The organism is Streptosporangium sp. NPDC003464, assembly GCF_053588315.1.
The window spans coordinates 55,034-61,649 of the sequence record NZ_JBSFPS010000019.1 but is presented as its reverse complement, the minus strand read 5'-3'; the positions used below and the strand labels follow the sequence as shown (position 1 = coordinate 61,649).

General features: G+C 72.4%; 6 protein-coding genes. 4 read left to right on the top strand and 2 right to left on the bottom strand.

The features are described from left to right. Positions 1 to 360 precede the first annotated feature (360 nt). The 3 genes from ACWDS7_RS07160 to ACWDS7_RS07150 all read left to right on the top strand — a co-directional run bounded on the left by ACWDS7_RS07160 (position 361) and on the right by ACWDS7_RS07150 (position 4,362). Positions 361 to 2,673, top strand: coding sequence for an ATP-binding cassette domain-containing protein (locus ACWDS7_RS07160; RefSeq protein ID WP_451928509.1), 2,313 nt, complete (start codon positions 361 to 363; stop codon positions 2,671 to 2,673). A gap of 352 nt (positions 2,674 to 3,025) precedes the next feature. Beyond that, positions 3,026 to 3,622 (top strand): helix-turn-helix domain-containing protein, encoded by a 597-nt coding sequence (locus tag ACWDS7_RS07155; RefSeq protein ID WP_451928508.1) that lies wholly within the window; start codon positions 3,026 to 3,028, stop codon positions 3,620 to 3,622. 218 nt (positions 3,623 to 3,840) lie between these two features. Next, positions 3,841 to 4,362: a GNAT family N-acetyltransferase gene (locus tag ACWDS7_RS07150; RefSeq protein WP_451928507.1), complete on the top strand. Its 522-nt coding sequence runs from the start codon at positions 3,841 to 3,843 to the stop codon at positions 4,360 to 4,362. A 155-nt stretch (positions 4,363 to 4,517) separates the two neighbouring features. Here ACWDS7_RS07150 and ACWDS7_RS07145 read toward each other — a convergent pair whose 3' ends face one another. Then, on the bottom strand, positions 4,518 to 4,979 hold the full coding sequence (locus tag ACWDS7_RS07145; RefSeq protein WP_306870531.1) for a VOC family protein: 462 nt from the start codon (positions 4,977 to 4,979) through the stop codon (positions 4,518 to 4,520). Next, complete coding sequence (locus ACWDS7_RS07140) at positions 4,976 to 5,563, bottom strand: DinB family protein (RefSeq protein ID WP_451928506.1); 588 nt, start codon at positions 5,561 to 5,563, stop codon at positions 4,976 to 4,978. Before ACWDS7_RS07140 ends, ACWDS7_RS07145 begins: the two co-directional genes overlap by 4 nt. Before the next feature lie 60 nt (positions 5,564 to 5,623). Here ACWDS7_RS07140 and ACWDS7_RS07135 point away from each other — a divergent pair, with 60 nt between their 5' ends. Beyond that, positions 5,624 to 6,610: a helix-turn-helix transcriptional regulator gene (locus ACWDS7_RS07135; RefSeq protein WP_451928505.1), complete on the top strand. Its 987-nt coding sequence runs from the start codon at positions 5,624 to 5,626 to the stop codon at positions 6,608 to 6,610. Positions 6,611 to 6,616: the final 6 nt, after the last annotated feature.

The following is a 6,616-nucleotide window of genomic DNA, read 5'->3' as shown; positions in this document are numbered from 1 at the left end:
CCTTCCGCGACCCCGCGGGCAACCTGGTCCGCATCCAGCAGCTCCGCTGAGCCGTCCGGCTGTCGCGGCCGTGCCCCGTACGGACGGCGCCGTGAAGGAGCCCGCGCACGGCGCCGGCGCCGGCCGCCCGGTGGCCCCCGTCGGACGAGCCGCTCGACCGCGAGCTGATGCGCGGCGGCCACTGGTTGGTCTGACCCCGCGCCACCCCGGCCGCACCGCTCAGGTAGCCGGCGGACCGTTGCCGCGACCGTGCCGAAAAGGGCGGACCGGATCTACTGCTCGAAACTGGTTAGATCAAGCGAGGCGACGCCGACGGAGACCGCGGACGCGGTCCGCGTAACAGATACAGATGGAGACACGATGAGTATGGCCACGAGGACGGATACGCAGTCGCCTGCGCTGCACGTTGCCGACTGCCACGATCTGATCCGCGTGCAGGGCGCGCGCGAGAACAACCTCAAGGACGTCAGCATCGAGATCCCGAAGCGCCGACTGACGGTGTTCACCGGTGTCTCCGGCTCGGGCAAGAGCTCTCTGGTGTTCGGCACGATCGCCGCGGAGTCGCAGCGACTGATCAACGAGACCTACAGCACCTTCGTGCAGGGCTTCATGCCGACGCTGGCGCGGCCGGAGGTCGACCTGCTGGAGGGGCTGACAACGGCGATCATCGTCGACCAGGAGCGGATGGGCGCCAACTCCCGCTCCACCGTCGGCACCGCCACCGACGCCAACGCGATGCTGCGGATCATCTTCAGCCGGCTCGGCGAGCCGAGTGCCGGACCGGCGTTCCACTACAGCTTCAACCTGCCCGCCGGCGCCTGCCCCCACTGCGAGGGACTGGGCCAGGTCACCGACATCGATCCGTCCCAGCTCTACGACGACTCCAAGTCGCTCAACGAGGGTGCGCTCACGGTCCCCGGCTACAGCGTGGACGGCTGGTACGGCCGGATCTTCAGCGGCTGCGGCTTCTTCGACCCCGACAAGCCGATCCGCGAGTACACCAAGGCCGAGCTCCACGACCTGCTCCGCAAGGAGCCGACCAAGATCAAGGTCGACGGCATCAACCTGACGTACGAGGGCCTGGTCCCGAAGATCCAGAAGTCGATGCTGTCCAAGGACAAGGAGGCGCTGCAGCCGCACATCCGGGCCTTCGTGGAGCGGGCGGTGACGTTCACCGCCTGTCCCGAGTGCGGCGGCAGCCGGCTCAACGAGGCGGCCCGGTCGTCGCGGATCGGCGGGATCAACATCGCCGAAGCATGCGCGATGCAGATCAGTGACCTGGCCGAATGGATCCGCGGCGTCGACGAGCCGTCGGTGGCGCCGCTGCTCGCCACGTTGCAGCAGACCCTCGCCTCGTTCGTGGAGATCGGGCTGGGCTATCTCTCGCTCGACCGGCCCTCGGGCACGCTGTCGGGCGGCGAGGCGCAGCGCACCAAGATGATCCGCCACCTCGGCTCCTCGCTCACCGACGTCACCTACGTCTTCGACGAGCCCACCACGGGCCTGCACCCCCATGACATCCAGCGGATGAACGACCTGCTGCTGCGGCTGCGGGACAAGGGCAACACGGTGCTCGTCGTGGAGCACAAGCCGGAGACGATCGCGATCGCCGACCACGTCGTCGACCTCGGCCCCGGCGCCGGTACGGCGGGCGGCACCGTCTGTTTCGAGGGCACCGTCGAGGGGCTGCGGGCCAGCGGCACCATCACCGGCCGCCATTTCGACGACCGGGCCGCCCTCAAGGAGACGGTGCGCAAGCCCACCGGCACGCTGGAGATCCGCGGCGCGACGGCGCACAACCTGCGCGACGTCGACGTCGACATCCCGCTCGGGGTGCTTGTCGTCGTCACCGGCGTGGCCGGCTCCGGCAAGAGCTCGCTCGTGCACGGGTCGATCCCCGCCGGCGCGGGTGTGGTGTCGATCGACCAGGGCGCGATCCGCGGCTCGCGGCGGAGCAACCCGGCGACCTACACCGGACTGCTCGACCCGATCCGCAAGGCGTTCGCGAAGGCCAACGGCGTGAAGCCGGCGCTGTTCAGCGCCAACTCCGAGGGCGCCTGCCCCAACTGCAACGGCGCCGGTGTCCTCTACACCGACCTGGCGATGATGGCCGGCGTCGCCACCATCTGCGAGGAGTGCGAGGGGAAGCGGTTCCAGGCGTCGGTGCTGGACCACCACCTCGGCGGCCGCGACATCAGCGAGGTGCTCGCGATGTCGGTGACCGAGGCCGAGGAGTTCTTCGGCGCCGGTCCGGCGCGCACGCCGGCCGCGCACGCCGTCCTCGCCCGGCTCGCCGACGTCGGGCTCGGCTACCTCAGCCTCGGCCAGCCGCTCACCACGCTGTCCGGCGGCGAGCGGCAGCGGCTGAAGCTGGCCACCCACATGGCCGAGAAGGGCGGCGTCTACGTCCTCGACGAGCCGACCACCGGTCTCCACCTCGCCGACGTCGAGCAGCTGCTCGGCCTGCTCGACCGGCTCGTCGACTCCGGCAAGTCGGTCATCGTCATCGAGCATCACCAGGCGGTCATGGCGCACGCCGACTGGATCATCGACCTCGGCCCCGGCGCCGGTCACGACGGCGGCCGGATCGTCTTCGAGGGCACACCCGCCGACCTCGTCGCCGCCCGCTCCACCCTCACCGGCGAGCACCTCGCGGCCTACATCGGCGCCTGACCGGGGCCCTCGCGGACACCGTGAGACGAGTTCTCTCGTCTGTTCCGACTCGTCTCACTCAACTGGCGGGCTCGGGAGTGGGCGAGCGGGGAGACGGCCCGGGAAAGCGCGGACGTACGACACAACCGCCCGGCGCACGAGGAGATCGTGATCCCGCGGCGTCCGCGCGGTCCGGCCGGCTGCGCCTCGACCGGATCGACCGGATCGACCGGGAGCAGGCGCAGCCGCTGGACCTCGAGACGCTCGCCCGCGGCGCGCACCGGTCGGCAGGGGTGGCTCCGGCCGGGACGGGGTCCCGGGGCGTCCCGGCCGGCCCGTGAGTCTTTCTCAAATCTGAGATATTCTCCCGCATGTGGGAAAGGCCAGGGAGACCGCGTTCCAGAGCTCCGATTCCGAGCAGGTGGAGATCCGCCTGGCGGGTCGGCTCGCGCAACTGCGGGTGGAGCGCGGTTGGTCGCTGGAGGAGCTGGCGCAGCGCGCGGACGTGAGCCGCTCGACGTTGTCGCGGCTGGAGCGGGCGGAGATCAGCCCGACGGCGGCGTTGCTGGGCAGGCTGTGCGCGGTCCACGGACGGACGATGTCGCAGTTGCTGGCCGAGGTGGAGTCGGAACCGCCGCAGCTGGTGCGGGCCGACCGGCAGGTGGTGTGGCGGGATGAGACCTCGGGATTCACCCGGCGGTCGGTGTCCCCGCCCCATCCTGGACTACGTGGCGAGCTCGTCGAGGGCGTGCTGCGGCCGGGCGCCGACATCTCCTACGACGGGCCGCCCGTGCCGGGGCTGGAGCAGCACATCTGGGTGCTGGAGGGCGTGCTGGAGGTCACCACCGGCGGCGGCGTGCACGAGGTCTGGGCAGGCGACTGCCTGCGTTTCCGGTTGTGGGACCGGTCGCGGTTCCACTGCCCGGGCCCCGATCCGGTCCGCTACGCCCTGATGATCGTCCTACCGTGAGCGGCACGGACGGCGCCAGGCACGGCCCGGCGCGGCCGCGATGCGGTGACAGGCGCGGCCGCGATGCGGCGCCAGGCACAGTCCGGCGCGGCCGCGGTGCGGCACCGGTCCCGGACCGGCCCCGCTCCTTGAGCACCAGCCGCCTCGGATCCGCGGCCGGGCCGCCCCCACCCCGCACGCTCCCGGCCGTCCCCTCCCGCACGTGACAGAGGAACCCCATGTCGCACCCCATCACCCGCCTGTCCGCAGATGACTTCCGCAGCAGCGTGAAGGGCCTGGCCGACCTCCTCGTCGACGTCGTCGCCGGCGGCTCCTCCCTCGGCTTCCTGTCCCCCTTCGACCAGGACGCGGCGGCGGCCTGGTGGCGCACCCGGCAGCCCGCCGTGTCCGACGGCAGCCTCCATGTCTGGGCCGCCCACGGGCCCGACGGCATCACCGGCACCGTCGGTCTCGCCCTGGAACGCAAGCCCAACGGCCGGCACCGCGCCGAGATCGTCAAGCTCATGGTCCACCGCGACGCCCGCGGCCGGGGACTGGCCCGCGCGCTCCTCGCCACCGCCGAGCAGGCCGCCGCACGGGCCGGAGTCACCCTCCTGCTCCTGGACACCGCGACCGGCAGCGCCGCCGACCACCTCTACCGCGCCGCCGGCTGGACGAGGTACGGCATCGTCCCCGACTACGCGGCCGCCCCGGACGGCTCCCTCGAAGACTGCAGCTTCTACTACAAGCAGCTCACCTGATCCCCCGGCCCTGCCCGGCCCACCGCACCGCACCGCACCGGGCAGGCGCCGTGGCGTGACCCGGCACAGAGGCTGCACCGGTCAGGCGGCTGTCCGCAGCCCGTCACCTCGGCCGCATGACCGGCCGCGGCCTCCGCGACCGCGGCCGAGCCGCGTCAGTCCAGGCAGAACTCGTTGCCCTCGGGGTCGGTCATCACTATGAAGCCGGCGCTCATCGGAGGAGCGGGCTCGTGGCGACGTACCCGCGTCGCTCCCAGCGCGACGAGCCGGTCGCACTCGACCTCCAGCGCCGCCATCCGCTCCTCTCCCCGCAGTCCGGGAGCCGCGCGGACATCGAGGTGGACGCGGTTCTTGGCGACCTTGTCCTCCGGGACCTGCTGGAAGAACAGCCGTGGGCCGTGCCCGTCCGGGTCCTCGATGGCCGACCTCGTGTTGCGCTGCCCCTCCGGTACGCCGACCCGCGCGAGGAAGTCGTCCCACGCGGCCAGCGGGTCGGCGCCGTCGGGCAGGTCGACCCCGGGCGGGCCGGGATGGACGTAGCCCAGTACTTCACGCCAGAAGGACGACAGCGCCCGCGGGTCGTGGGCGTCGAAGGTGACCTGGACGTGGCGGCTCATCGGGTTGCTCCGTCCGTAGCGGGTTCCGTGTGCGGGTAGAGGTCGCGCAGCAGGCAGACCTCGGACAGGTGGTGGATCAGCTCGCGGTGGATGTGCAGCACCAGATCGGCCATGGGCGCCTCGGGGAAGGGCTCCTTGGCGCCGATCGGGGCCCGGAGCCCGGCCTCGCCGAGGCCGCGCACCCCGGCCAGCCAGACGTCGAGCTGGGCCTCGAGCTGGTCGAGCGCGGTGGCCGCGTCGGCGGCGTACTCCCAGGTCTCGTACGACGCCGCCGGCGCGCCGAAGTGCGCCGCGTTGCGCGCGGCGAGCACGCCGACGATGACGTGACCGAGTCGCCAGGCGATCGTGGTGAAGGCCGCCGGGACCGGCTGGGGGAAGGCGAAGTCTATTGTGAAGTCCCCGGCACCGGCCTGCACGGGCGCCGTCGAGCTGCCTCGGGGCCGCACGCTCCAGGCGTCCGGCACCGGCGACCAGAAATACTCGTCGTCGGTGAGGCCGTCGAGCCGGGCTCGGAGCTGGTGGTTCCAGTGGAACTCCCACTGCTCGCGCAGCGTCCGGTTCCAGTCGAGTTCGTCTGCGTCCATGGAGCCACCCTGACGCTCCTGGCGGACAGGATCGGTCCGCTATCTGGCAGAGTGAGCGACATGGCCGGGGCGAGCGGTGACGAGCGGGGTACGACGGAGCGGGTGCTCACCCTGCTCGGGCTGCTGCAGCAGCGTCAGGTCTGGACCGGCCCCGAACTGGCCGACCGGCTCGGGGTCACGGCGCGCACGGTACGGCGTGATGTCGAACGGCTGCGCGCGCTCGGCTATCCGGTGCACGCCGGCCAGGGCGTCGGCGGCGGCTACCGACTCGGCCCGGGGAAGGACCTGCCGCCGCTGCTGCTCGACGACGAGGAGGCGATCGCCACCGCGGTCTCGCTGCTCGCCGGCGCGGGTGGCGCGGTCGCCGGCGCCGGCGACGCCGCGCTGCGGGCGCTGGCCAAGCTCGACCGGGTGCTGCCCACCCGGCTGCGGCACGAGGTGCGCGCGCTCTCCGGCTCGGTGGAATCCTTCGGCGGCGGCGGCCGCACGCCGGTCGACCCCGAGGTGCTCATGACACTGGCCAGAGCCTGCCGCGACGAGGTCGAGGCCGGCTTCGACTACCCGTCCGGGAACGAGGTGCGACGGCGGCGGGTCGAGCCCTACCGCCTGGTCGCCTCCGACCGGCGCTGGTACCTCCTCGCCTATGACCTCGATCGCGACGGCTGGCGCAGCTTCCGCGTCGACCGGATGACCGATGCGACTGCGCGGACCTGGCGCTTCCGCCCGCGCGCGGCGCCCGACGCGGCGACGTACGTGCAGGAGAGTGTGGCGAGCCGGGTCTACCCGCACCAGGCGCGCTTCCTCGTGCACGCGTCGGCCGACACGGTGCGCGCGCAGATCCCGGCGTCGGCGGCCGTCGTACGACGGCGAGGGAGCGCGCTGTGCGAGGTGCTCAGCGGCGCCGGCAGCCTCGACTCCGTGCTCATGCACGTGCTCCTGCTGGGGCACGACTTCGAGGTGCTCGACCCTCCGGAGCTCGGGGGGCGCTGCCGCGCGCTGGCGGAGAGACTGCTGTCGGCCGGTGCGTCGATCTCACCGGCGCCGTGAAGTCCG

Coding starts and splice junctions, on each gene's coding strand:
- ACWDS7_RS07160 (WP_451928509.1), top strand. CDS start 361: ATGAGTATGGCCACGAGGACGGATACGCAGTCGCCTGCGCTGCACGTT.
- ACWDS7_RS07150 (WP_451928507.1), top strand. CDS start 3,841: ATGTCGCACCCCATCACCCGCCTGTCCGCAGATGACTTCCGCAGCAGC.
- ACWDS7_RS07145 (WP_306870531.1), bottom strand. CDS start 4,979: ATGAGCCGCCACGTCCAGGTCACCTTCGACGCCCACGACCCGCGGGCG.
- ACWDS7_RS07140 (WP_451928506.1), bottom strand. CDS start 5,563: ATGGACGCAGACGAACTCGACTGGAACCGGACGCTGCGCGAGCAGTGG.
- ACWDS7_RS07135 (WP_451928505.1), top strand. CDS start 5,624: ATGGCCGGGGCGAGCGGTGACGAGCGGGGTACGACGGAGCGGGTGCTC.